Raw genomic sequence first — 23898 nt, forward strand, 5'->3', positions numbered from 1 at the left:
TCTTCGCCTTCAACGGCACATGTTGCGTACTATGCAACGTGACGCACTATGTGAAACTAGGTGCTCTGATCGTCCTCCGCCCGCCGAGGTGTGTCAAGGGGTCTGTTCGGCGACCGTTCCTCAGCTCTCGCGCCAGCCGAACCGTGACGAGATGTCGGCGGCCGCAGCCACCAGCAGATCCTTGGCAGCTTCGACCTTTTCCTCCGTGAAGCGAAACCCCGGTCCCGAGGCAGAGACCGAGGCGATGACATCGCCGTGGGCGTTGCGAATCGGGGCAGAAACGGCGGTGAGGCCGATCTCGAGCTCATCGATGACGATCGAGTGTCCGGCGGCGACCACCTCGGCGACTTCAGCGAGCAGGTGGGGGATCGCGGTCACCGTGTGCGGAGTGTAGGTCGGCAGTCTCTTTTCGAGTGCGGCGCGGATGCCTGCCTCGCTCAGGCCCGACAGGAGGACCTTGCCGTTCGATGTCGCGTGCAGGGGGATGCGCTGGCCGACCCAGTTGTGGCTCTGGACAGAGGCACTGCCGGAGACCTGGTCGAGGTAGAGTGCCGCACCGTCGGAGAGGACGGCGACGTTGATCGTCTCACCGGTGCGTTCTGCTAAGAGCTTCGCGATGGGGCGGGCTTCCTGGACGATGTCGAGACGTGCGGTGGTGGCTCCGGCAAGGCGGAGGATGCCAAGACCCAGGCGGTACTTGCCGCGATGCTGGTCCTGTTCGACGAGGCCGCGGGCCTCAAGTGTGGACACGATGCGGGAGGCGGTCGATTTGTGCACGCCGAGTTCGACTGCGATGTCGGTGACCCCGGCGAGCCCGGTGCGGGCGATGACCTCGAGGATCGTGACCGCGCGGTCGACTGACTGCACGGAGCCGGAATTCGTCTCGCTGTTGCTCATTTCGAAACTGTAACTCACATGACACAACACGAACAGGGTTCAATCACGGGTGATGTAGGGTGAATGCCGCCGGAGCGCCGATGGCGCCGCGGCACATCTTTCCCCGACGGAGTTGAGCGCTATGACCAATGGGACCCAGTCGATCGATCGCGCGGCAGAGATATTGTCGCTGGTGGTGAAGTCGGATGACCCGATCTCCTACACAGAAGTGGTGGAGTCGACGGAGCTGGCACGATCGACGGTCTCACGCCTGCTCTCCGCCCTCGAACGCAACGGGCTGGTCGAACGTGACGGCGATGGACTCTATCGTGGAGGATCCCTTTTCGCGACCTACGCTTCGCGCTTCGATCGGGTTGAAACGCTGGTCACGGCGGCCGATCCCACGCTGCAGCGGCTGAGCGAGGAGACCGGCGAGACGGTCAATCTCGCCGTGCCCAGTGCCACAGGTGTCGTGCAGGTTGCACAGGTCGATTCGACCTTCGTTCTCGGTGCCACGAACTGGGTCGACGTGGAGGTGCCACCGCACTGCTCGGCGCTGGGCAAGATCATGTACGCCTTCGATATCATCCCGGTTCCCGCTGGCCGGTTGGAGCGCCGCACCCCGTATACCTTGGGGTCCAGGAAGGAGCTCATGGACAACCTCGCCGAGGTGCGCGAACGTGGGTATGCGCTCGTGCACGAGGAATTCGAAGAGGGACTCGATGCCCTGGCCGCACCCGTGTACGGCGTCGACGGTCAGGTGGTTGCGGCGATCGGAATCTCGGGTCCGACCATGCGCATCGCTGCACATCATGACGACGTCGGACGCCTCCTCGTCGACGAGGCGGGTCTGCTCTCCCGCAGCCTCAAGCGCAAGGTCACCCACCGCTGAGTCCCGCGTTTCCCTGAGTCGGACGAACCCCTGAGTCGCACGAACCCTTGAGTCACGCGTTCCGGAACGTTCCTGAGTCGGCGCGCGCCCAGTCCCTCGCCCATGACTCCGGTGGCTGTGCCAGAAGCTCTCCCGGCTGCAGCCATTCGTAGAGTTCGGCATAGGAGCGGTGCTCGTTGCGGGAGATATTGCGCTGCAGGTGTTCCGGGCGCAGCTCCTGCGGGCTGCTGGCACCCATTGATGCCATTATCTCGACGGCCTGCTCGACCGTCGCTTCTTGGTAGTTCTTTACGCGTTCGCTCTTGTCGCCGACGTGCAGGGCACGCTGGCGCTTCGGATCCTGGGTCGTCACCCCGACGGGGCAGAGCCCGGTGTGGCAGATCTGGGCCTGAATGCAGCCGACGGCCATCATCATCGCTCGTGCCGAATTCGTGTAGTCCGCTCCTTGGGCCAGGCGTTTGACGATGTCGTTGCCAGCAGCGACCTTGCCGCTGGCCCCGATCCGGATCTGGTCGCGCAGGCCGGTGCCGACCAAAGCATTGTGCATGGTGAGCTGCCCGTCGGTCAGGGGCGTTCCCATGTGATCCTCGAACTCGAGAGGAGCCGCACCCGTTCCTCCTTCAGAGCCGTCGACGATGATGAAGTCCGGTGCCGTGCCGACGTCCTTGATCGCCTTGCAGATCGCCAGCACATCGATACGGGACCCGACGCACAGTTTGAAGCCGGCGGGCTTCCCGCCAGATAGTTCACGCATGCGGGCAATGAATTCGATGAGTTCGGTCGGGGTGCTGAAGGCAGAGTGCGCCGGGGGACTGACGCACTTCACGCCCTGGGGGACCCCTCGGGCCCGGGCGATCTCCGCATTGACCTTGGCCGCCGGCAGGACGCCGCCGATGCCTGGCTTTGCGCCCTGGCTCAGCTTCAGGGACACGCATTTGACCTGATCACGCGAACTCTGCTGTGCGAACTGATCCGGGTCGAATCGGCCCTCGTCGGTGCGTGTGCCGAAGTATCCGGAGCCCACTTCCCAGATCAGGTCACCATTGTTCTCAAGATGATAAGGCGAGATGCCGCCTTCGCCGGTGTCGTGGGCGAAGCCGCCCATCTCCGCCCCGCGATTGAGCGCTCGCACCGCGTTGGGCGACAGAGCACCTAAGCTCATCGCAGAGACGTTGAGCAGGGACATGCTGTAGGGGTGTGAGCAGTCGCGGCCGCCCACGATGACACGTGGCGGCGTCGCAGGAGCGGGGATTGGGGCAGTGGAATGAACGAGATATTCATAGCCTTCAGCATTGACGTCGCGCTCGGTGCCGAAGGCCTTCTCTCCGTGGATGCCCTTCGACCGTTCATAGACGATCGAGCGTGTGTCGCGGTCGAAGGGGCGACCGTCCCAGTTGCGTTCGATGAAGTACTGCTGGAGTTCTGGTCGTAGGCTCTCGAGGAGAAACCGCAGGTGCCCGACTACCGGATAGTTGCGCAGGATCGCGTGTTTCTTCTGTGTGAGATCGTAGATCGCGAGAACGATGACGGCGGCGACGAGGGCACCGATCACCCACCAGGCCCACGGTCCGACTGCTGCCGCCCACCCCAGTGCCACCAGAATGCCGAGTGTCGCAGCGATTGCCAGGAAACGTCCCATCGTGATCTCCTCCCGAGCGAACGATGGAGCCCCGAGTCTCGGGTCACGATCTCAGTGACGGGCGCCGTTGGTTCCGTGTGCTCAAAAGCGGCGTCGGGCAGCATCGTCCTGCTGCCATGCTATGCCTCGATCCGGAGAGAACTGAGAAATCTGCCTGTGAAATCAGAGATGTGATCACGTCCTGCGCGAACGACGGCAATGGCGAATCCACCATTGACCTTGACGGTTCCTCTGAAGTCCTGACCACTGGAGCTGCCGGGGGTGATGACCGAGTGGAAGAAGCGGATGATCCGCTGGGCACCGAAGATCGGATTGAGTGCAGAGGAGACCTTGCCGCCCCCATCGGCCCAGAACACGGCGTCCTCGGCCAGCAGCAGGCCGAGTGCTGTTCTCAGATCGCCGCTGTGAATCGCATCGATGAGACGACCGAGCATCACCGAGTCCGCGGTGCGAGTCACCTGCCGATCCAGATCGATCCGGCGTGCGGCTCGTGAGATCATCTGGCGCACAGCGGCAGAGCTCTTGCCGAGAATTCCGGCGACCTCCTCGGCGCTCATATCGAAGGCCCTGGTGAGAACGAAGGCCGCGCGGGCCTCCGGGTTCAGCTGCTCGGCCAGGTGGAGCAGTGTCAGCGACAGCAGGTCCCGATTCGCGACCGCATCCTCTGGCAGCTGGTCGGTCGAGACCGGCTCGGGCGGCCTCGGTGCTGGCAGCCGTCTCGCCTGGGCTGCCGAACTCGATCCCGTCCACCTCTCCAATGTAGATCAGTCGGCTGTCTCGGCAGAGCCATCGGCGACCGGCGGGGTCGTCTCGGTGGCGATTGCCAGGCGATTCCAGACGTTGATCGTGGAGATGGCCAGAAGCAGGTCGCCGAGCTGTTCGGCGCTGAAGTGCTTGGCCACCTCGTCCCAGATCTCGTCGGTCACGGTCTCCGGACCGAGTTTCGTCACCGCATCCGTGAGGGCGAAGACGCTGCGCTCTCGCTCATCGAACAGGGCGCCGGCGTGCTGCCATGCCGAAACGGCATAGAGCTTTCGGGACGAGACGCCGAGACTCTCCAGATCGGTGGAGTGCATGTCGACGCAGAAGCCGCAGCCGTTGACGATCGATGCGCGAAGCTTGATGAGATCGTAAAGCTCATCGCCCAGAGCGGTGCGGCAGTGGGAATCGAGTCGAGCAACGTGGGAGTAGCCCTTCTTGCTGACCTGGTCGAGGTTGATACGAGCCATGAGTGCCCTTTCCTGAAGGTGTGTCACGTTCCCTGGCGAACAATGTTGCGGACGACTTTCGCCCGTCATCCACTACGTCGGATGGCGGCGGTGAAGTGTGACAGGTTCACGCGAAATCTCTGTCCGCCGGGCACACCGAACGTCTCACACCTGCTGTCTTAGGACGCGCTGCCACACGACGTGCTGCCTCACGACGTGCTCGGGACCTCATCGGTGTGTCCTAGAGCAGCGAGCTGCTTGCGTCGCCAGATCTCCGTGTCCTTGATCTGGTTGAACGTATAAATGTGGAGTCCGGCCACGCCCATGGTCGGATCGTCCAGGATGGGTGCGAGTTTGTCGAGGAATTTCCGTGGGTTGTACCCGCCAGGTTTGGCCATTCGGGAGAAGGTCGCCGTGTTCTTGCGCAGGAACCGAGTCGATTCGCCCACGCCGATCTTCGACGCGACGCGGGCCAGCTTCGTCAGTTCCACTTTGCCAGCGATGCCCAGGATGAGCGGCAGCTCGATGCCGCGCGCCCGCACCCTGGCCAGCCACGTGGCGATGACTCCGGGATCAAAGCACAGATTCGAGACGAGGTGGGTGGCGTAGTCGCGTTTGTCCCACATCGCTTGGATGGTGACGTCATCGGGGATCAGCGGGTGAGTCTCCGGGTAGGCGCTGACGCCGAGGTGCTGGATCGGTGCCGCCATGCTCGCGAGGTCGACGATGAGGTTGAGTGCTCCGGCATAACCTCCGGCTGGGGGCGTGGCATCGCCGGCGGGGACGAAGATCCGATCGATGCCGGCCTGCGTGATGCGGTCGACGATCTCCTCGAGCTCGGTTCTGCCCTGGACCATCCTCGCTGCGATGTGGGGGACCGCATTGAATCCGAGCGCCTGCAGCTGTTCCGCGGTCGACAGCGTGGCCTCAAGTGTCAGCCCGGTCGAGGCGGTCACAGTGATCACCCGGCCGGGTGCGACGTACTCGTGGACACGGTCGACGACACCGGCGGTGGGAAGGATTTCATAGCGCGCGGATTTCAGCAGCGTGCTCAGAACTTCCTGTGACATCCCGTGCTCCTTTGAGAGGATCCCTGGAAAGTGGTCGACGGCTGATGAATCTGGATGGAAACCCTTGCTTCCGTCGACACTTCAATCCTACACTGATTCTACCCATAATATGGGAATCGAGTTCTACAATGTAGAACTGATCAGCAGGGGGAACATCATGGACAACAACGTTCCATCAGTGGACCAAAGCGACAGACAAGTCCCAATCAACCTACGCCAATCAGGCCCCACGCCAGTCGAGATGCTCATTGACACCAGAGTGCGGAAGTCTCCGTACTGGGAGCTGTCGATGCAAGAGGGATGCTGGCGAGCCTCTATCTACAACCGGATGTACCACCCGCGCGGCTATGTGCCTCGCGAGGATGGCGGGATGATGGTCGAGTACCAGTCTCTCGTCAACGACGTGACTTTGTGGAACGTCGCCGTCGAACGTCAGATCCAAGTCAAGGGTCCCGACGCCGAGGCGTTCGTGAACTATGTCATCACCCGTGACGCGACCAAAATCCCAGTCATGCGCGCCCGTTACGTGATCCTGTGCAATGAAGCCGGAGGCATCCTCAACGACCCGATCCTGCTGCGAGTGGCGATCGACGAATTCTGGTTCAGCCTCTCGGACACCGACCTCATGCTCTGGCTGCAGGGCGTCAACGTCGGCAAGGGGTTCGACGTCACCATCGCCGAGATCGATGTCTCGCCGGTGCAGGTCCAGGGTCCGAAGTCCGTCGATGTCATCGCCGACCTCGTCGGTGAAGAGGGGCGCACGCTGCCCAGCTATGGACTCATGGAAGCCCAGGTCGGCGGGCACGACGTCATCATCTCCCAGACAGGGTTCACCGGAGAGAAGGGCTACGAGATCTACCTCAAGGACTCGACGAAATACGCCGAGGACATGTGGAACGCAGTGCTCGCAGCCGGCATTCCCTACAACCTCAAGGTCGTTGCTCCCAGCCATCACCGCAGGATTGCCGCAGGCATCCTGTCGTGGGGTCAGGACATGGACTTCGAGACCTACCCGTTCCAGGTCAACCTCTCATACCAGGTGCCGCGGAAGAAGGAAGCCGACTACATCGGCAAAGCGAAACTCGAGGAGGTTCGTGAGCAGATCACTGCCGGTACTCCACCGTTCAAGACTCAGCTCGTGGGTCTGCTGGTCGGCGGAAAGCCGATCACAGACTACGCTCCCGACTTCTGGCTGGTCAGCGCCACATCTGGTGGCGACCCGGTCGGGTATGTGACGTCGCCCTGGTACTCACCGGAGCTCGAAGCCAATATCGCGATGGCACATGTGCCGGTCGAGAGCAGTGCGCTGGGAACCGAGTACTGGGTTCAACTCCCCGAACCCTTCGCAGACACCCCGGGTGAGCCCGTTCGCGCCGAGGTGGTGGAGATGCCGTTCCGAGCGAGCGTCAACCCCAGCCAGCGTGAACGTCTGAAGATGAACGGCCTCGACGCCGCCGTCTGATCCGCGGCGAAAGCCTGGGGCGGGCGAGAGCCTGAGTCCAGCGGTCGGGCTCTACCTAGCGGAGAAGTTCTGCTGTACGGTTCCATCCACCTGATCCGAGCGCGGTCACTGCGCGACATGCCAGTGGCCGCACTCTTGCGAGGTGAGAATTGTTCGCTGCTGCTCTCCAGCCGCTGTTGTTCGGGCTGACTCTCAGTGCATCACTTCCTGCGGCGCGACTTCACTTCCTGCGGAGTGACTTCACCTTCGCGAGGAGTTCGTCTTCAGCATTCGGTCCGGCCTTGATGCCGGTGGGCAGGCGGAACATGAAGAAGACTCCGACTGCGAGCCAGAGGCCGAACATGGCCCACGACTGCCAATCCAACTGTGCTGAGACCGGGGTGATCGGCAGGTAGAGGATGAAGAGGATGAAGGTCAGGATAGAAGAGATCACGCCGATGATGAAGCCACCATTGCGCGGCCCGCCGATGCGCAATGGACGTTCCATGTTCGGCTCGCGCCTGCGCAGAACCAGGAAGCCGACGCTGACGAGGAAGTAGGCGATGACGATCGCTGGTGATCCCGCATCGACGATCCAGCCGAGGGCCGCTGTGCCGAAGAACGGGGCGACGGCGGAGAGGGCTCCGATGAAGATGATCGCGTTGGACGGGGTCCGGTACTTGGGGTGCAGTTTGCCGAACCATTTCGGGATCATGCCCGCTGCGGCCATTGCCCACATCAGTCGGGACGAGCCCATGAGGAATGCGTTCCATGAGGTGATGATGCCTGCCAGACCGCCGGCGATGACGATCTTGCCCCAGATGGGCGAACCGAACATGGACGCGAGGGCGTCGGCGGTGACGAGGTCGTGGGTGCCCAATTCGGATGCGGGCATGGCCACCGAGGTGGTGCCGATGATGATCACGTAGAAGGCCACGGCCATGATGACGGAGATGACGACGAGCTTGCCGATCTTCGCAGGAGGAAGTTTGACCTCCTCGGCGGACTGCGGGATGACATCGAAGCCGACGAACAGGAACGGGACGACAGCCATCACTCCGATGAAGCCGGCGCCACCGCCGGAGAAGAATGGTTCGGCGTTCTCGATCGTTCCGCCGGTGAAGCCGCCGGCCAGCAGCATGAGTCCGACGATGATGAGGAACCAGACGACGAAGGTCTGGACCATGGAGGCGAGCTTGACGCCGCGGATGTTGATCCACGCGATGATGATCGCTGTGATGGTGCCGACGAGGGCCCAGGTGAGATAGACATCGGAACCGGCGATGGTCCACATCTTTATCTGTTCGAGGTTCGGGAACAGATAGACGGCGGTCTTCGGCACCGAGACGGCCTCGAACATGACGACGCTGATATAGCCGCCGGTGATCGCCCAGGATCCGAAGAGAGAGACTTTGGGGCCCATCGCCCGGATGAGGTAGTTGTGCTCACCGCCGGCGTGCGGCATCGCGGCCACCATCTCGGAGTACACCGTGCCGACGAAGCACATGATGACGCCACCGACGATGAACGCGAGAATCGCGCCGAGGGTGCCGGCACCGGTGAGCCAATCGCCGGTGAGGACGACCCAGCCGAAACCGATCATCGCTCCGAATCCGATGAACAGGGCATCGATCGTTCCCAGCGATCTGACGAAACCGTGGCCCCGGTCGTCGATCTCCGTGTTCTGCTGCGTCATTGCGTGCCTCTCATGTCCCTGCTATTACAGTTCTGCACAGTAGCAGGAAAAGCGAGAGTTCCGCGTCAGTAACCTCCGAACGGACGCATCGGCCGGTTCAGAGCCCCGACGCGTACAGGCCCAGGCTCCGACCCCGACGCCAACAGGCTCAAAATCAGGCTAAGGCTCAGCTCCGACCCCGTAAGTCGTGGGCTCGATTAGCTGAGTTCGGCCGACTTCCACCGCCGAACTGGCATGCAGCCGAGCTGACACGAGGCCGGACTGAGACAGGTCTGCCCCCACCGATCGGTGAGGGCAGACCTGCTTGGAGATCACTCGCCGAGGTCGACGACCTCGAACTCGAGAAGATTGGCCTGCTCCGAGACGGGCTCCTTGCCGTTGGCTTCGTGTGCGGGCTGGCGGGCCTGGCGCCAGTTCTCGAAGTCCTCACGTGTGGCCCACTGCGTGTAGACGAAGTACTGGTCGCCGCCGGAGACCGGACGCAGCAGCTGGAAGCCTTCGAAGCCGGGTGAGCCGTCGACGGAGTGCTTGCGTGCCGCGAAGCGCTTCTCGAGTTCACCGCGTGCCGCTTCGGGAACGGTGAGGGTATTGATGGCGACGACGGACATGCTGGCTCCTAAAACTGGGGAACAATTATCTGCAGAACAACGGTTCACAGACCGACGGCGAAACCGTTCGTGTCTTCCTCGAGGCTACGACCGAAATCTGGATCCGAGCTGAATTGTCCACATGAGACCGCGACCCGTCTCAGCATTATGAGATGAATCAGCATCGTGAGATGAAAGAGGACGCCAAAGCCCCCGAAGCCGATCGACCTCAGGCGCGGGGAAGCTTGGCGTGCCGCGGATCCCGGTTCACCGGCTGCGTACGGCGACTGGAGGAGGGAACACGCGAGATGACTGGTGGTGACTCTGCGGTCTTCTTCGTGGCGTCGATGTCTCCGAAGACAGTCCCGGAACCGGCGCCGAGGTGAGGGGAAGTGAACGCTGAGACGGCCGTTCCGTGGCAGTCGGGGCAGGTGACAGCCTCCGGTTTCCGGCTCATCGGAAAAGCCTGTTCGGTGTCGCCGCAGGACTCGCATCGGTAGACGTAGGTGGGCACTGGATCACTCTTCTCGAAATCATTGCCGACTGATAATCCTCAATTCATTCCTACACCGTCACCAGGAAAGACTCAAGAGTGGCAGCGAGAGTTCACTGCTCGGCCACCCTGATCTCCGTGAAATGAAACTCGGAGTCGTGGCGCTTCGCGGCACGCCGGATCCGCTCCGCGGTGAGCCTGCTGATCTCAGGGAAACCGGTCTCGGAGTCCGCATCCACGAGGCTGCGCGCATTCTTCGACTGCAGCGGTTCTGGGGTCTGGACGAGGATGAACTTCCGTGAGCCTTCGTCTCTCTGATTGGCAGCCATCACTGCCTGCGCGGTCGTACCGGACCCGGCGAAGAAGTCGAGGACGATGGCGTCGGGATCGAAGAACGTCTGCGAGGCCACGAGCGTCTTGACCAGGTCGACGGGTTTGGGATAGCTGAAGATACCACCCAGTCCGAGATCTTCGAGGTCGTTCTGCCCGCCCAGGGCTTTGATGATCGAGTAGAGCTTCGAACTTGCCTTCTCAGCAGGCGTGACTCGCACGACCGCATGTTTCCCCTGGGCACCCCATTGGCGCAGAACATATTCACCCGAGGCCAACTTCGCATCCACCTCGGCGAGCTTCTTCGCTCCTTTGACATCGACGATGTCCTCGTACATCAGCCGGCGTTCCTGACCCCGGGCGTAGCGGCCGAAGCCGGCGCGCAGCACATCCGTTTCGACGAGCATGCGTTTGCCGTCGATGATCTCAAGCTTCGCCGGGGCCTTCTTCTCCGTCAGGAACGCACCCGCCTGATCAGCGACTTTGGCCCACACATGAACATAGTCGTGGCCGCGGACGAAGGAGGGGGAGTTGCCGCCGCCCTTCGCGCGCTGATGGATCAGGGTGCCCAGCGAATTGTCCTCGCCGAAGATCTCATGCCCCAGCAGCTGCGCCCACGCGCTCTCCCCATCGTCGAGGTGGATGAAGATCACGCCGTCATCGCGCATGAGCTCACGTGCGAGCATGAGTCGCGGCGTCATGAAGTTCAGCCAGCTCGCATGATCGTGCCCATGATCCTTATACGCCAGCGCATTGCCCGTGTTGTACGGCGGATCGATGTAGACGACCTTGACCCGCCCGCGATGCGTGGCCAGCAGCCCAGTCAGCGCCGGCAGGTTGTCCCCGACGACCAACATATTCTCAGCGACGTCCGGAACGTGGGTGTCACCATTGCGAATGAAATGCGGAACCTCGCCGAGGTGGCTCTGCTGTTCCAGCCGTTCGCCGAGTGCGAAGGCGGCGTCCTTTCCAGTCCAGTTCAGGGCCGTCGACATCCTTCTCCTTCTCCGCGATCGGTGCCAAGATTGCTGTATGAGTATTTCACGAGTGGCCGTGATCGGTGCCGGGATCGTCGGAGTGGCGCTCGCCAGGGAGATCACCGGCCGACTTCCAGCCGCTGAAGTGACCGTCTTCGATAAGGCTGACCGTGTTGGCGCACATCAGAGCGGGCACACCTCGGGGATCGTGGATCCCACCCTCGATGCGAAGGCAGGATCACCGGAAGCGAAGCTCGCCCGTCGAGGTGTTGAGCTGTTGGTCCCCTACGTGTCCGAACGCGGCATTCCCTACCGCGAGTGCGGGCAGCTCCTCGTCGCGCAGACCACCGACGAAGCCGACCGGCTCGAAGAGATCCTCGCCCGGGCCGAGGCGAACGCGATCCCGGGGGTCCGGCTACTCGATCGCAAAGAGATACGCGAGGTCGAACCCAATGCCAGGGGAGTCCTCGCCCTGTATTCGCCGCACACGGCCGTCACCGATTTCACCGCCCTGACCGAGGCGTTCGCTTCCGATGTCACCGCAGCCGGGGGTACCTTCCGCTTCGGCACCGAGGTCACCGGCCTGGACGTGATGAGCAACGAAGTCCGCGTCCGCATGTGTGCTGCAGCACCCGAGCCTGACACGGATGCGGCCAGTGACACCGGAGCCGACAGGCGGGAGAGTGGCGACCATTCCCAGGTTCGCGACGACATCGACGATCAGGTGCACGAGGCCCCGCGGACATATCGTGGTGAGGACTCGACTGGGCCGGTCATCGACTTCCGCGACGAGCTGCGCAGCCGTTTCGGTGAGCAGGGCTGGTTCAAGCAGGTCGAGGATACGATTGGCAACCTCAGCGACCGATTCACCAACCCGGCCTCGGGACGTGAACGGCCAGGAGCCCCTGATCATGAACGGCCAGGTGCTCGTGAGCAGGAACGGCCAAGTACCCGCGAGCGTGAACGTTCGGAGCGGTCCGAGGACGCGGAGGTTTTCGACCTCGTCATCGTCTGCGCTGGTCTCCAGGCTGACCGTCTGGCGTTGGCAGCCGGCTTCGACGAGGAGCCTCGCATCGTGGCCTTCACCAGCGACTACTACAGTGTCGACGACTCCACCGAGGTGGTTCGGGGCATCATCGGAACGGTTCCCGATGCCGGCACCCCGTTTACCGGGAAGTCTGTGGTCAGGGGCGTCAATGGCTCCTTGTCCCTGGGCCCGAACACATTCGTGTCCTTGGGGCGCGAACGCTATGACAAGCACGGTTTCGACCTCGGCGATATGGGGTCGACAGTCGGCTTCAAGGGGTTCTGGAAGTTCGCGGCGCAGACTGCGAAGACCGCGGCACGCGGTGCGAAGTCGGCCGTCAGCTCCTCCTCCTTCGTCGCGGAGGTTCGTAAGTTCGTTCCTGCCATCGACGCATCGACCGTCCGACCAGGAACGCGCGGCATCCGCGCACAGGCAATCGATGCCGGAGGCAAGCTCGTCGACGAACTGCGCGTGACCACGCGCGGCAGGCTCACCATGGTCAGGAGCCTCCCCAGGTCAGGGGCCACCTCGGCGCTGGCTGCCGCGGAGCGCATCGCGGACCAGGCCCTGGACGCGAACGCGTGACACGAAAAGCTGATGTGAACGGCGGAGGTGAGCGCTCCTAACCCGAGTGGCGTTCGAGGAACTCGTAGACCTCGGTGTCATCGACTCCGGGGACGGCGCCGGGCGGAACGGCCGCAAGCAGGGATGCGTGCATCTGCGCCGAAGGCAGGGCCTGGTTCTCCCACTTCTCGGCGAGATCCTCGGGTGCCTGACGGCAGCAGGCGGGGTCCGGGCATGCTGACTTGGAACGGATCTGCGATTCGCGTCCCTCGAACCACTTCACGTGGGCGAAGGGGACTCCGACACTGATGGCGAAGTCACCGCCGGGCAGTACGCGTGCGGTGCACCAGAATGAGCCCTCCGGCGTGTCCGTGTACTGGTAGTAGGGGCTGAACCTGTCCGCGACACGGAACACCGTGCGAGAGGTGAAGCGTTTGCACGCGAACTGTCCCTCGATGGCGCCAAGTGGATCCGTGGGATAGGGCAGCCCGTCGTTGGAGTAGGCCTTGTGGATCGTTCCCGAGCGGTGAACCTTCATGAAGTGCACGGGCAGACCCAGATGTTCGGTGGCCAGATTCGTGAACCGGTGGGCGGCCATCTCGTAGCTGACGCCGAACATATCGCGCAGATGCTCGACCGATATCTCACGCCTCTTCTTCTCCTCCACGAGCATCGGCACGGCAGAGCTCTGCGGCAGCAGCACCGCCGCAGCCAGATAGTTCGCCTCGACTCGTTGCTGGAGGAACTCGCTGAAATCCTTCGGAGAGTCGTGGCCGAGTACGTGTGCGGCCAGGCTCGTGAGCAGATGGGAGCGCGGATCTGCGGCGGCATCGGAGTTGGGCAGATAGAGGCGGTTGTTGGCCGTGTCCGAGATCGACCGGGTTGATGTGGGCAAATCGGAAACGTAGTGAAGGCTGAATCCCAGCTTCTCCGCGATCGTCGCCGTCTGCCGTTGGGAGACCGTGCCCGATTCATAGCCGGCCAGGCGCAGGAGCTCGGCCGCCTGGGCCTCGAGGTCGGCGAAGTAGTTGTTCTTCTCACGCATGCGCTCGCGCAGCTCCCGGTTGGCCCGACGAGCCTCCTCCGGAGTCGCGGCTCGACGTTCGAGGACCTGGCCGAGCTGTCTCTGCAGACCCACGATCGCTTCGAGGGCGTCGTGGGGCAGTGATTTGATCCGCACCTGTGGCAGACCCAAAGAGGAGTACATGGGCGATGCCTGGTTGCGTTCGGCTTCGAGTTCGAGAGCCTGCCTGCCGTCGACTGGCGTGGGGTCGATGAGCTCGGCGACTTCGGTGTGCAGGGCCTTCGCGATCGCGCTCAACAGCGTGACAGAAGTTTCTCGCTTGCCGTTCTCGATCGTTGAGATCTGGGAGGCTGCGCGCCCCACCTTCTCGCCCAGCTCGGTGAGGGTCAGCCCTTGCTGTTTGCGAAAAAACCTGATTCTTCTACCGATGCTGAGGGTGTCGGCTTCCTGGTCGGTGTCCTTCAGATCGATCTCGTTGCTTGTCATGGCGGCTCCCGTCGACATCGTGTCCTGGTTCACATGCAGTGAGAACAAGTATGACAGAACGGGGAAATTTCTAAAAACGGAAAACTGTCGATTATTCATTCAAGAAACCTCTATCGACCCCCTTGCGCCCACGGCAGACTGGTCTCACCAACCCCGAACGAGTAGGAGTGAGAAACAATGACTGACAACACCACGCAGAGCAGCTTGCACGATGCTGAGGCCATCCGCCGCGACTGGGCAACCAATGCCCGCTGGTCGGGAGTCGCTCGTGACTACGAGCCCGAGGATGTCGTCAAACTGCGCGGTTCGCTGATCGAAGAGCACACGCTGGCACGTCACGGTGCCGAGCGCCTGTGGAACCAGGTGGCCTCCACCGACATCAAGTCAGGTGACTACACCAACGCACTCGGTGCGCTGACCGGCAACCAGGCAGTTGAGCAGGTCAAGGCCGGCCTCAACGCCATCTACCTCTCCGGCTGGCAGGTCGCCGCCGACGCGAACGCCGCCGGACAGACTTACCCAGATCAGTCGATCTACCCGGCCAACTCGGTGCCGCAGGTCGTGCGTCGGATCAACAATGCGCTCATGCGTGCCGACCAGATCGAGAGCTCAGAAGGCAACAAGCAGGTTGACGACTGGTTCGCACCGATCGTGGCCGACGCAGAAGCAGGCTTCGGCGGTTCGATCAACGTCTACGAGCTCATGCGCTCGATGATCTCCGCCGGCGCAGCCGGTGTGCACTTCGAGGATCAGCTCGGTTCGGAGAAGAAGTGCGGCCACCTCGGCGGCAAGGTTCTCGTCCCGACCTCGCAGCACATCCGCACACTCAACGCGGCTCGCCTCGCGGCCGACGTCGAGAACGTGCCCAGCCTCGTCATCGCCCGTACAGATGCTGAAGCAGCCACGCTCATGACCTCGGACATCGACGAGCGCGATCAGAAGTTCGTCACCGGTGAGCGCACCTCTGAAGGCTTCTACAAGATCACGAACGGCATCGAAGCAGGCATCGCCCGCGGACTGTCCTTCGCTCCCTACGCGGACATGCTGTGGATGGAGACCTCCACACCGGATCTCGAAGCTGCCAAGCAGTTCGCCGATGCGATCCACGCCGAGTACCCGGACCAGATGCTGGCCTACAACTGCTCGCCGTCGTTCAACTGGCGCAAGCACCTCGACGATGCCACCATCGCGAAGTTCCAGCGCGAACTCGGAGCCATGGGCTACAAGTTCCAGTTCATCACCCTGGCCGGCTTCCACGCTCTGAACTACTCGATGTTCGATCTGGCTCACGGCTACGCCCGCAACCAGATGACTTCGTACGTCGATCTGCAGGAACGCGAGTTCGCTGCAGAGGACCGCGGCTACACCGCCACGAAGCACCAGCGCGAGGTGGGCACCGGTTACTTCGACCTGGTCTCGACCGCACTGAACCCGGAGTCCTCGACTACAGCTCTGGCCGGTTCGACCGAATCCGCTCAGTTCAGCTGAGCCTTCGGTGACCCGACCGGGTACTTGACGAGGGACACCGATTTCGTCGGTGGACCGGTCATCTAGAACTCGGCGCGGATCGACAGTGTTTTCACGGGGTTTGCACTGTTGATCCGCGCCGGCACACCGGTCATCACAGATCCAACCACAACCTCGGCGACACCAGCACCACCGAAGAACAGCACCACTGCACCAACGGCACCACAGACAGTAGAGCACCACCGCACCACAGCCACCGCAACGCACATCAGCAGCACACATTCCGACGGGTGAGGAGAAGCCCCATGTCTCACATCAAAATCAACGCCCCCATCGAACCAGGCTTCGACACAATCCTCTCGGAGTCCGCTCTCAACTTCATCGCAGCGCTCCACGATCGTTTCAGCGACCGTCTGGGCAAGCTGCTGGGAGTCCGCGGACGTCAGGCGCAGAGCATCCGGAACGGCACGTTCCCGAGGTTCACCCCAGACACCGCAGGAATCCGGGCCGACACCTCATGGAAGGTTGCCGGAGCGACCGGCGCACCCGGTCTCGAAGATCGACGCGTCGAGCTGACCGGCCCCGTCTCCGAACCTGAAGTCATTGCGGCGCTGAACTCTCGTGCGAAGGTCTGGCTCGCCGACCTCGAAGACGCAACAAGCCCGACCTGGGGCAACGTCATCGGCGGACAGCTCAACCTGTTCAACGCCATCCGCGGCAACCTGCCGGGCGTGAACAACCGCGAACAGCCGACGATCGGTCTGCGTCCCCGCGGCTGGCACCTGCCGGAGAAGCACCTGCTGCGCATCGACGACCAGGGCAGGGAATCAGAGACCTCGGGCGCCATGGTCGACTTCGGTCTCTACTTCTTCCATAACGCTCGCCGTCTCATCGACAACGGCTCGGGACCATACTTCTACCTGCCGAAGCTCGAATCCTTCCGCGAAGCACGTCTGTGGAATGAGATCTTCGTCTTCGCACAGGACTACATGGGCATCCCGCAGGGAACCATCCGCGCGACCGCTCACATCGAGACGATCACCGCCGTGTTCCAGATGGAAGAGATCCTGTGGGAGTTGCGCGACCACTGCGCCGGCCTCAACGCCGCAGGATGGGACTACCTGTTCTCGCTGGTGAAGAACTTCCGCAATTCCCCGAAGTGGGTGCTGCCGGACCGTGAGCACCTGACAATGGGACTGCCGCTCCTGCAGGCATTCGCCGACCGTCTCGTCTCCACCTGCCACCGCCGTGGAGCACACGCGATCGGGACCATGGGCAACCTCATGACCACACACTCGGACAAGGAATTCGTCGCTGCAGAGCTGGCGAAGATGCGCGAAGACAAGGCTCGCGAAGCCTCACGGGGCTTCGATGGCACCTGGGTGGCCGAACCGGGACTGGTGAATGATGCGCTGGAGGTCTTCGACGCTGCACTCGGTGACAAGCCGAACCAGCTCGACAACCGCCGGGCCGATGCCCACGCCTGCGCCGAGCACATGCTCGACGTATCGGGTCTGGACACCACAGTCACCGAGGAAGGTGTTCGCCTGAACATCCGCGTGGCCATCGGCTACATGAACGAATGGCTGGGCGGCAACGGAAACGTTGCACTCGAGAATCTGCTCGAAGACGCGTCGACCGCTGAGATCTCTCGGTCACAGATCTGGCAGTGGATCCGTCACTCGGTGACACTGGACAACGGGAAGCAGGTCACCCGCGACCTGGTGGAGCGCTACATGGGTGAGGAACTCGCCGTCATCGACCGCCACCCCGCTGACCACTACACCGAGGCTGTGGAGATCTTCCGCAAGAGCGCACTGGGCGAGGACTTCCCCGAATTCCTCACCATGCCTGCCTACACCGACCACCTGGTCGACAGGGTGTCGAAGGGCGCCGTATTCGCGGCCTGATCGCCATCCGCCGGCTGACATAGCCCGCTGCCCGAATCTGGGAACGCAACAGGTATCAGTTGCGTCTTCCAGACTCGGGCAGTTTTGTGTGGCCTCAGCTCCACCCCTCGGGTGGCCAAGGCTGACCGTCGGCCTGGGCGTTGAGCTGATAGGCGATCGCCCCATCGAGGGACTCGCGGATGATGTCGGCGTGTCCGGCATGGCGAGCGATCTCGGTGGTGAGATGGCATAGGATCCATCGGACATTCATGACGAAGTCCTTGGGCATCCACGGATTGCCGGGCATCGGTACGACGGTGCCGAGGTCGGTTCCGTTCTCGTCCACGGCCCGACGAGCCACGTCGATCTCGGCGACGGCCTTCTCAAAGATCGCCACCACGTCGACGATGTCGAGGTCGGGGAGCGCAGACCCATCGAACATTCCTTCGAGGCCGAGTCCGTCGTTGATTGTCGGATATTCCTCCTCATCGATATAGCGCTCAGGTGCCTTCACCTGCAGCAGCCAACCGTTGAGGACCTGTGCCGCATGAGCTATGAGGCCGGAGATGCTCAGCGCGCTCGCAGTCGGGGCGGTGCGGGCCTGCTCGTCAGTGAGGTCGCGTGCAGTGAGCTTGAGTTGGGTGCACTGCTGCTCGAGGAAGGCGAACAGGGCGTCGGCCTCGGTTGTCACTGAGGGGGCGAAGAATGGCATGGGATCTCCTGAATGTCAGTCGTTGATCCGGTCGTCCGGACCTGTGACACAAGCATCTGACCGATTGCGGACATATACTGTCCGCTATGACCGCTATGACCGCTGATTTCCGTCTGCTGTCGTTGCTGGGGATGGTGGCTTCGGGACGGACCTACTCCGCGACTGAGCTGGCCGCACACTTCGGTGTCACCCCGCGATCCATTCGCCGTGACATCACGAGCCTGCGGCAGCTCGGATATGTCATCGAGTCAACCCCGGGCGCGGCCGGCGGATACCGCGCTCACTCGCGCACCGTCCTGCCCCCGCTGCAGCTCGAGGCCGGTGAAGCACTGGCCATAGCGCTCGGCTTGGCACTGCTCAACGGAGCCGGGTTGGGTACGTCGAACGCCGATTCGGCCACCGCGAAATTGCGCGAAATGCTGCCTGCTGTGATGCGCGAGATGATCGGGGACATCAGCACGGCGGTCTCTGTTCTGGCTGGTCACGAGCCTGGAGTCGACATGACATCGGTGATGACGACCGCCTCGGCGATCACGTCTCGAAGCGTCCTGACGTTCACCCACATGAAGCGGAAGCCAGCCGACAGCTCACGCGCGACGGCGATGGAGCGCCGGGTGGAGCCGGTGCAGCTGGTGGTTCTCGGCGCGCACTGGTATCTCTATGCCTGGGATCTCACCCGCAGCGACTGGCGCGTATTCCGCCTCGATCGGATGACTCAGGTTCACGAAACGACCTTCGCCTTCTCGCCCAGAGACCATCCCGACGCCGAGGCGGCCGTGAGTTCCGCCGTCACCACCGACGCGTACCGCCACACCGTGATCCTGGATGTCGATGCCACAGTGGCCGAGACCAAAGCGTGGTTCCCTACAAGGACGGCGACGATCACGAAGACCGACGACGGTGCCCGCATCGAGTTCGGTGTCGAGGACCTCGGATGGGCGGCCGTGATCACCGCGGCGACTCCCGTGGAATGTCGAGTGATCCAGCCCCCGGAACTGTTGGACGCACTGCGCGACCTTGGTGAGCGGGCGGGCAAAATGAGCGGGAGGCCCAAGTGAGCAGGGCCGGTCGTGAAGGCCCTGAGATGTCCTCACGATGACACGAGAATGAACTAATCGGGGCAGAGCCAATATACTTGTTGTTATGACGATTCTCATTGGCTATCTTCCTGCTCCTGAGGGTGAAGCGGCTCTGCGTGCGGGCTTCGCAGAGGCCAAACTTCGGTCGAGCAATGCTGTCGTGATCAACTCTCAACGACGCGGAGCCAGTGGAACCCCGACCGAGATCGACCAGGACGTCATCGACCGAATCGTCGCATTGGGCAAGGACTCGGACGTCGAGGTCGAGGTGCTCCAGCCCGATCACGAAGATGATCTGCCCGGAACCCTGAACGAGCTCGTCGAAGAACACGACGCTCAGCTCATCGTCATCGGACTGCGCAAACGCTCAGCCATCGGCAAATTCATTCTCGGCTCGCAGGCCCAGCGAATCCTGCTCGAAGCCGAAGTTCCGGTCCTCACCGCCAAAGCCTGAGCCCAGGCGGCGTGCGCCGGAGCCCAGGTAGCGTGTGCCTGAGCCCTCGCTCATCGAGTGGGTTCGAGACCCCAGCCCCAGGCGAGCAACTCCGGCAGCGACACACCCTGGGCGTTGCTGAGGTCAGCGATCTGGGTCCGACAGGAATAGCCATCGGCCAGCACGACTCGTGTTCGGTCACCATCACCGGCAGCCTCACCTGTCCCCGCTGGTCCTCCAGCCCCGACCGCGTTCGGTGTCCGCTTGTGCAGCGCTTCCTGTTTGCGCAGGGCTGGCAGCAGAGCCACCTCGGCCACGGCGACGGAGGTTTCGTAATGGCCTTCTTCGACGCCGAAGTTCCCTGCCAGACCGCAGCAGCCGCCCAGGAACTTCGCCGTGGCGCCGGTCCTGGCCAGCAGCTCCTTGTCGGCGGCGTTGCCGAAGATCGCCGATTGATGACAGTGCGGCTGCACGAGTGCTTCGACCTCGTCCAGCCGTGGCAGTTCGGCACCCACGCTGAGGAGGTACTGGGCAAAGGTCTGCACACGTGCGGCGACCCGGGCCGAGGCCTCATCGGCCAGAAGCTTCTGCGAATCATCCTTGAGGGTCGCCAGACATGAGGGTTCGACCCCGATGATGGGCACATCCCCGGTGGCATCGAGCGCGCTGATCGTCGCTCCCAGGTTCGCCTTCGCCGCATCGAGCTGACCGGTCGAGATCAGGGGCAGGCCACAGCACACGGTCTGGTCGATGACGCGCACCGTGACACCCGCGCGTTCGAGCACAGCAACGGCGGCGGCGAGGATGCGCGGTGCGAAATGATTCGACCACGAATCGGCGAACAGAATCACCTCACGTGTCTTCGCCCTGGCACCTGCCCCAGGTGCACCCGAATTCCTGGGCCCCACCTCGGCGGGGGTGGTGCCCGTGGTGGACCACCACTTCTTGAACGTCGTCGCCGCGAACTGCGGGATCGATCGGCGCACGTCGATCCCGGACAGCTTCTTGGCCACGGTCGTGAGTCCGGGCAGACCCGAGACTCGGTTGACCACGGGAGCCAATGGCGTGATGACCCGCGCCAACTGCGGCAGGAACCCGAGCGAATAATGCTTCATCGGCCGCAGTCTGCCCTTATAGGACTGGTAGAGGACCTCCGCTTTGTACGTGGACATGTCCGTGCCCGTCGGGCACTCGGTGCCACACGCCTTGCAGGACAGACAGAGGTCGAGCGCATCGGCGACTTCGGGGGACTGCCACGAGGAGTCGAGAAGGTCACCGGAGACCATCTCCTGCAGCACCCGGGCGCGACCGCGCGTGGAGTGCCGTTCATCGCGGGTGGCCTGGTAAGACGGGCACATGACTCCACCGGTATCGGCGGAGTCGGCGCGGCACTTGCCCACGCCGGTGCAGCGGTGCACGGCCGAGGCAAACCCTGCCGACTCTCCTTCGTAGGCCATCGCCAACTTGCCTGGCAGCTCTTCGCGCAGCGGCAGCCGGGTCAGGCGCAGTGATTCGCTGAGGGCATCCGGGTCGACGATGACTCCGGGGTTGAGCAGGTACTGCGGGTCGAAGAGCTCCTTGACCTCCTTGAACAGGTCGAGCACCGCCGGGGGATAGATGAGGCGCAGCAGCTCGGACCTGGCCCGACCGTCGCCATGCTCACCGGAGACGGATCCTCCGTAGCGCGCCACGAGCTTCGTCGCTGCGACCATGAATGTGCGCATCACCTCGGGCCCGTCGGGATCGTCGAGTGGAAAGTCCACGCGCATGTGCAGGCAGCCGTCGCCGAAGTGCCCGTAGGGAATGCCCCACAGGCCATGCTCGGTGAGCAGGTCCATCAGATCACGCAGATAGTCGCCGAGGTGCTCCACCGGAACCGCGGAATCCTCCCACCCGGCGTGGGCGTCACGACCATCGGGTGTGCGGGAGACCAAGCCGGCACCATCGGCGCGGATCGCCCACACCTCGGCGGCGGCCTGGGGGCCGAGAACCGCCGAGTCCAGGGCATTGGACTCCCTGATCAGGCGCTTCGTCTCATCGACCAGTTCGGCTTCGTCCTCGCCGGTGAGCTCGACGACGAGCCACCCACCACCCTCTGGCAGGTGGGGGACCGCCTCGGCGCCCTTGGTTTCGATGACCCGATCGAGCATGCGCGAGTCGAGGCCCTCGCAGGCTGCGACCGGGAAGTCCTTCAACAGGGGAGCGTCATGTGCGGCGGCAACCATGTTCTCAAATCCGAGCACCACCGCCGCGGTATGGGTGGGGTCCTTGACCAGACGCATCTTCGCAGCGAGGACGATGCCCCAGGTGCCCTCGGTCCCGGCGAAGGCCCGGCGCAGGTCGAAGTCGTTCTCCGGGAGCAGGGACTCCAGCCCGTACCCGGAGACCTGCCGTGAGAAGGTGCCCAGACTCGTCCGGATGGTGCCCAGCTGCCCGGCCACGAGTTCATGCAGACGCGGGAACTGCTCGGACGAGTCGGTGTCGTCGAGGGTGACGATGGTGCCGTCGACGAGCATGACGACCAGCGCCAGGATGTTGTCGCCGGTGCGCCCGTAGCCCAGAGCGCGTGGCCCGCAGGCGTTGTTGCCGATCATCCCGCCGATCGTGCAGCGCGTATGGGTTGAGGGATCCGGGCCGAAACGCAGCCCGTGCGGCCGCGCCTGCGTCTGCAGAGAAGCGTGGATGCATCCGGCCTGAACCCATGCGGACTGCGCATCGGGGTCGAGTGAGAGGACCTCATTCATATGGCGGGAGAAGTCGAGAATGATTCCCGTGCCGATCGCATTGCCGGCGATCGAGGTGCCGGCGCCGCGGCTGGTGATGGGTACTCCCAGACGACGCGAGATCGCCAGTGTGCGCGAGACGTCGGCCTCGTCATGCGGGAACACGATTGCCTGGGGCACCAGGCGGAATAGGGAGGCATCGGTGGTGTACGCGGCACGATCGGTGTCATCGACGCTGAAGTCGCGAACCCCCGCAGACCGGAGCTCGGTCAGGAGGACATCGGCGAGAGACATCTCTGTCTCCGCAGAGTTCCGAGGTGCACTGGAGCTGTGAGCCAATGTGGTCATGTCCGCATTCTGCCACTTCAGTAGTCGGTGAGGTACTCCTTCGACGGTGAGTGGGATGGCACCGTCTCTGGGCGGGATGGCCAGATCGCGCAGAGCAGGAAATTCAGCAAACGTTACACAACCGTTATGTAAACGACCGAAAATGCGCCTGAACTTCTATAATTCGGGAATAATTGGCCTATTGTCATATACGTGGTATTTAATGGAACTACACATCTAGCTGGCATCGAGCCACAGACATAAGTAAGGGAAGAAACCATGTCGCGCCGCGCCCGTGAATTAACAGTTGACCAGACAGCCTTAGTTGGTGCCGTTCGTAAGGTTTCTCGTCAGCGAGCCAAAGTCAATACAGATTACGTGATGGCGATTCTTCGTGCTCGTGAAGAAGGGGCCACCTTCGGGTCCATCGCCGAGGCGGCAGGCACCTCCTCGCAGGCGGTGCAGGAGATCGTGCGCAGGCATGGTCCGATCCAGCGCACTGAGACCGCGACATCCGTGCCAGCCCCCGCGAAATAGGGTTAGGAGGGCGCTGCTTGAGCGTCAGCTGACAGCCGGTGGGCCGAGGTGCTCGGTGGGCCTGCGCATCACAGTGACGTGATCAGCGCCCGAGGTGCGCCTTGGGTGCCCAATGGTGACCTGAGTCATTCGTTTCATTACTGATTGATAACAACAGTGCTTTATTGTGGAAATCCTGTGAAAAGCATGCATGTGGCATTAGACAGGCGATTTCCCAGGGTCGGTGAACGGCTCTTTCGACCCAGCGGTCATATGATCGAGAAGCCTGGTTCCGGAGTATCGATTTCGGTTGCCCGTGGTGAAGTTCAGTTGGTTGAACTCGAGGCTTCGAGTTCCCTTGAATTCTGAATCAAAGCGGCTTAGATGCAAGAAGTACACACTCGGGCCTGTATTGCAGTGTTGTTACAGGGGAAGCCCGTTC

At 62.8% G+C, this 23898-nt stretch carries 20 protein-coding genes; 8 read left to right on the forward strand and 12 right to left on the reverse strand.

The genetic code is table 11. The features are described 5' to 3' along the window. Positions 1-120: 120 nt before the first annotated feature. Positions 121-897 (reverse strand): IclR family transcriptional regulator, encoded by a 777-nt coding sequence (locus INT29_RS08225; protein ID WP_101573145.1) that lies wholly within the window; start codon positions 895-897, stop codon positions 121-123. 121 nt (positions 898-1018) lie between these two features. Here INT29_RS08225 and INT29_RS08230 point away from each other — a divergent pair, with 121 nt between their 5' ends. Next, on the forward strand, positions 1019-1768 hold the full coding sequence (locus INT29_RS08230; RefSeq protein WP_101573147.1) for an IclR family transcriptional regulator: 750 nt from the start codon (positions 1019-1021) through the stop codon (positions 1766-1768). 52 nt (positions 1769-1820) lie between these two features. Here the strand turns inward: INT29_RS08230 and INT29_RS08235 are convergent, their stop codons facing one another. The 4 genes from INT29_RS08235 to INT29_RS08250 form a co-directional block, all read right to left on the reverse strand. Next, positions 1821-3407, reverse strand: a complete 1587-nt coding sequence (locus INT29_RS08235) for an FMN-binding glutamate synthase family protein (RefSeq protein ID WP_193071347.1) — start codon at positions 3405-3407, stop codon at positions 1821-1823. A 119-nt stretch (positions 3408-3526) separates the two neighbouring features. Beyond that, positions 3527-4165, reverse strand: a complete 639-nt coding sequence (locus tag INT29_RS08240) for a sigma factor-like helix-turn-helix DNA-binding protein (protein ID WP_193071348.1) — start codon at positions 4163-4165, stop codon at positions 3527-3529. A 6-nt stretch (positions 4166-4171) separates the two neighbouring features. Further along, complete coding sequence (locus INT29_RS08245; protein WP_101573153.1) at positions 4172-4636, reverse strand: carboxymuconolactone decarboxylase family protein; 465 nt, start codon at positions 4634-4636, stop codon at positions 4172-4174. A gap of 188 nt (positions 4637-4824) precedes the next feature. Continuing rightward, the gene (locus tag INT29_RS08250; protein ID WP_193071349.1) at positions 4825-5685 is read right to left on the reverse strand and encodes a methylenetetrahydrofolate reductase; all 861 of its coding nucleotides are present in this window, start codon (positions 5683-5685) and stop codon (positions 4825-4827) included. Between the two features lie 370 nt (positions 5686-6055). On the opposite strand from INT29_RS08250, the gene INT29_RS08255 reads away from it, so the two are divergent. After that, positions 6056-7147, forward strand: a complete 1092-nt coding sequence (locus INT29_RS08255) for an aminomethyltransferase family protein (protein WP_226831400.1) — start codon at positions 6056-6058, stop codon at positions 7145-7147. A gap of 220 nt (positions 7148-7367) precedes the next feature. Here the strand turns inward: INT29_RS08255 and INT29_RS08260 are convergent, their stop codons facing one another. From INT29_RS08260 to INT29_RS08275, 4 genes are all read right to left on the reverse strand, one after another. Next, positions 7368-8822, reverse strand: coding sequence for an APC family permease (locus INT29_RS08260; protein WP_101573157.1), 1455 nt, complete (start codon positions 8820-8822; stop codon positions 7368-7370). Positions 8823-9133: 311 nt separating this feature from the next. Further along, positions 9134-9430, reverse strand: a complete 297-nt coding sequence (locus INT29_RS08265) for an antibiotic biosynthesis monooxygenase family protein (protein WP_101573159.1) — start codon at positions 9428-9430, stop codon at positions 9134-9136. A 208-nt stretch (positions 9431-9638) separates the two neighbouring features. Then, a complete protein-coding gene (locus tag INT29_RS08270) occupies positions 9639-9923 on the reverse strand; it encodes an FmdB family zinc ribbon protein (RefSeq protein WP_101573161.1) in 285 nt (94 codons plus the stop codon). 92 nt (positions 9924-10015) lie between these two features. Next, positions 10016-11227 (reverse strand): site-specific DNA-methyltransferase, encoded by a 1212-nt coding sequence (locus INT29_RS08275; protein WP_101573163.1) that lies wholly within the window; start codon positions 11225-11227, stop codon positions 10016-10018. Positions 11228-11264: 37 nt separating this feature from the next. Here INT29_RS08275 and INT29_RS08280 point away from each other — a divergent pair, with 37 nt between their 5' ends. Beyond that, the gene (locus INT29_RS08280) at positions 11265-12821 is read left to right on the forward strand and encodes an FAD-dependent oxidoreductase (protein ID WP_226841740.1); all 1557 of its coding nucleotides are present in this window, start codon (positions 11265-11267) and stop codon (positions 12819-12821) included. A gap of 37 nt (positions 12822-12858) precedes the next feature. Here the strand turns inward: INT29_RS08280 and INT29_RS08285 are convergent, their stop codons facing one another. Beyond that, complete coding sequence (locus tag INT29_RS08285; RefSeq protein ID WP_101573335.1) at positions 12859-14310, reverse strand: helix-turn-helix transcriptional regulator; 1452 nt, start codon at positions 14308-14310, stop codon at positions 12859-12861. Between the two features lie 177 nt (positions 14311-14487). On the opposite strand from INT29_RS08285, the gene aceA reads away from it, so the two are divergent. Beyond that, positions 14488-15798, forward strand: a complete 1311-nt coding sequence (gene aceA / locus INT29_RS08290; protein WP_101573168.1) for an isocitrate lyase — start codon at positions 14488-14490, stop codon at positions 15796-15798. A 284-nt stretch (positions 15799-16082) separates the two neighbouring features. Beyond that, the gene (gene aceB, locus INT29_RS08295) at positions 16083-17687 is read left to right on the forward strand and encodes a malate synthase A (RefSeq protein ID WP_193071350.1); all 1605 of its coding nucleotides are present in this window, start codon (positions 16083-16085) and stop codon (positions 17685-17687) included. A gap of 94 nt (positions 17688-17781) precedes the next feature. On the opposite strand, the gene INT29_RS08300 is transcribed toward aceB, so the two are convergent. Then, complete coding sequence (locus tag INT29_RS08300; RefSeq protein ID WP_193071351.1) at positions 17782-18378, reverse strand: DUF664 domain-containing protein; 597 nt, start codon at positions 18376-18378, stop codon at positions 17782-17784. Between the two features lie 86 nt (positions 18379-18464). Between INT29_RS08300 and INT29_RS08305 the strand changes: the two genes are divergently transcribed. Together INT29_RS08305 and INT29_RS08310 are read left to right on the forward strand one after the other, a co-directional pair. Beyond that, complete coding sequence (locus INT29_RS08305) at positions 18465-19436, forward strand: helix-turn-helix transcriptional regulator (protein ID WP_226841741.1); 972 nt, start codon at positions 18465-18467, stop codon at positions 19434-19436. Positions 19437-19521: 85 nt separating this feature from the next. Then, entirely contained in the window at positions 19522-19911 is a 390-nt protein-coding gene (locus INT29_RS08310; protein WP_101573175.1) for a universal stress protein, read from the forward strand. A 50-nt stretch (positions 19912-19961) separates the two neighbouring features. Here the strand turns inward: INT29_RS08310 and INT29_RS08315 are convergent, their stop codons facing one another. Continuing rightward, positions 19962-22907, reverse strand: a complete 2946-nt coding sequence (locus tag INT29_RS08315) for an FAD-binding and (Fe-S)-binding domain-containing protein (protein WP_193071397.1) — start codon at positions 22905-22907, stop codon at positions 19962-19964. Between the two features lie 414 nt (positions 22908-23321). Between INT29_RS08315 and INT29_RS08320 the strand changes: the two genes are divergently transcribed. Beyond that, positions 23322-23477 carry a hypothetical protein gene (locus tag INT29_RS08320; RefSeq protein WP_193071352.1) on the forward strand — a complete coding sequence of 52 codons (156 nt, stop codon included), beginning with the start codon at positions 23322-23324 and terminating at the stop codon, positions 23475-23477. Positions 23478-23898 lie beyond the last annotated feature (421 nt).

The organism is Brevibacterium sp. FME37, assembly GCF_014897485.1.
Taxonomy (GTDB): Bacteria; Actinomycetota; Actinomycetes; order Actinomycetales; family Brevibacteriaceae; genus Brevibacterium.